The organism is Kitasatospora sp. NPDC093558 (genome assembly GCF_040683475.1).
In the GTDB taxonomy this organism is placed as follows: domain Bacteria; phylum Actinomycetota; class Actinomycetes; order Streptomycetales; family Streptomycetaceae; genus Kitasatospora.
The window spans coordinates 1-2,362 of sequence record NZ_JBFBDY010000852.1 but is presented as its reverse complement, the minus strand read 5'-3'; the positions used below and the strand labels follow the sequence as shown (position 1 = coordinate 2,362).

Annotated in this window: 2 protein-coding genes; one reads left to right on the top strand and one right to left on the bottom strand. The window is 69.1% G+C overall.

Annotated elements, in window-relative coordinates; translation table 11 throughout:
- Positions 1–685 (bottom strand): TniQ family protein (locus tag AB0O00_RS36070; RefSeq protein WP_363658929.1); only part of this gene is annotated, 685 nt, incomplete at its 3' end.
- An 83-nt stretch (positions 686–768) separates the two neighbouring features.
- Here AB0O00_RS36070 and AB0O00_RS36065 point away from each other — a divergent pair.
- A partial coding sequence (locus AB0O00_RS36065) for a DEAD/DEAH box helicase family protein (protein ID WP_363658928.1) occupies positions 769–2,362 on the top strand: 1,594 nt, incomplete at its 3' end.

The window sequence follows — 2,362 nt, the reverse complement described above, 5'->3', positions numbered from 1 at the left end:
CCGCCATGCAGGTCCACCAGTGCACCGCGATCTGGAACGCGTCCGCGAACAGTCCCGCGCCCGCCTGTGGGAACCGGCGCTGCAACCGCATCCGCTCCCGATGGGCCCGCGCGACCGCGGGCAGCCCGGCCAGGGAAATCTCGGGCGGGCTGTCGCTCCGCGACGAGTCCGTCCACCGGAGATGGCGCAAGCAGACTCGCCACCGGTCCGGCCACAACAGCCATACCGCCTCGTCGACCATCCGCTGCCCGGCGCACAGGCCGCAGCCGCGTACCACGTACGCCTCGCCCTCGGGGGGCTCCCACCGCCATTGCCAGCGCGCCGTTGTGCCGCCCTCGGGCAGCAGGTAGCGGTCCGCCAGGCTCGGCAGGACGCGCTGGAGTTCGCGCGGGTGACGTCCGGTCAGGATGGCCAGGTGTTGCAGCCCGGCCCGGTTGACGTACATCTCCGTGTATCGCGGGTCGACGGCCTCGTGGCCATGTCCCACCCGTTCCAGGAACGCGTTCAGCTCCAGACCGTTGCGATGGGCCAGCCTGTTGACGAACGATCCCGTCGACTCGTCCGCCACATGCCGCACCGGCAACGGGAGCCGACTGCGTGGACCCCACAGCGGCATCCCGCCCGCGATCATCACACCCCTGGCCTTCCGTGCCGCCACCATGGCCGGCCCATCCTCGCCGCTCATGCTCCGAGTTCCGGGTGGCCTTTCGGAAACCGTCACTCGATCGGGCGAAAGGGCACGTGGTTTCGACTGTGGACGCCCGGGGCGTGTCCACGCTCGAACCAGCCTTGCCCGTACGGACTTTCCGGAGAGCCGTGGCCGCGACAGCGCTCGACCGCGACCTGCTGACCCTGTTGCGCGCCCACCAGCGCACAGCGGTGGACATGTGCGTCAACGCTTTCGTGACCGGCGCGCCCCGCCTCACGCTCCAGGCCGCATGCGGCACCGGGAAGACCCTGATGGCTCTGCACGTCGCCCACGAGGTCGCCCCGGCCGGGCGCGTGCTCACCATCCTGCCGAGGCTGCAACTGCTGGAGCAGACCCTGGCCGCCTGGCACGCGGAAGGACGCCCCGGAAGGTACCTGGCACTGTCTTCGGAAGGCCCGCAGGACCCCGCCCTGGCCGATGTCATGGTGCGGACCGGCAACCTCGACGTCCTCGCCGAACAGATCGCCGGCGCAGACGGGCCCGTCAACGTGTTCACCACCTACCAGTCGCTGCACAAGATCGCCCGTGGACATGCGGAGCATCGTCTCCCGGCCTGGGACCTGATCATCGGAGACGAGGCCCACCGGGCCGCCGGCAAGCTGAGCAAGGCGTGGGCCGTCATCCACGACAACCACGCCATCCCCGCGCGCCGCCGCCTCTACATGACCGCCACCCCCAAGAACGTCGCTGACCCCGAGGACAACCGCGAACTGACCTGCGAAGTGGCCTCCATGGACGACATGAGCCTGTACGGACCCGTCGTCTACCGGATCTCCCTCGCGGAATCGATCGAACAGGGCCTGCTCGCGGACTACCGCCTGGTCGTGATGGAGATCCACGACGAGGACCTGCGCCGCATCCTGGCACGCAACAGCGACATCACCCCCGACTCCGAGGGGCTGCGCGTGGCAGCGGCCCAAGTCGCCCTGCTCTACGCGATGCACAAGCACGACCTCAGACGCACCCTGTCCTTCCACACGCGCATCAGGTCAGCGGAGATCTTCGCCGAGTCCCTTCCCGAGACCGCGGCGCTGATGCCGAAGGACACCCACAGCGAGCTGTGGACCGGTACGGTCTCCTCCCTCCAAGACCGTTTCGACCGGCGGGCCACTTTCGCGCAGTTCGCCGAGCACGCCTTCTGCAGCACCGCCGGAGGCTCTGCTGCGCTGAGGCGGGCGGTGCTCACGAACTCGCGGCTGTGCCTCGAAGGCATCGACGTCCCCGCCATCGACAGCATCCTGTTCGCCGACCCCAAATCCAGCACCATCGACATCGTCCAGGCAGTCGGACGGGCCCTGCGCCAGGTCCCCGGCACGGGCAAGATCGCGACGATCATCGTCCCCGTCTACCTGGCTCCGGGAGAAGATCCCGGCCAGGGAATGAAAGGGAGCCCCTACTACCTCCTGTACCAGGTCATGATCGCCCTGAAGGTCTACGACGAGCATGTTGTGCACCGCATCGAGTACCTCGAACTCGACGGTCTCGACCGGGAAGTCCGCTTCCGTCCGCCTGCGGCGCGCCCGGAGCGGGCGGGGGAGGTGATCCCCCTGCTGACCCTCAGCGCCCTCGACCCCCACCACAGCGTCTGGCCGATCGGACTGGCCAGCGCCGAGCGCTACCACGTCGAGCACGGGCACCTGGACGTGCCCAGCC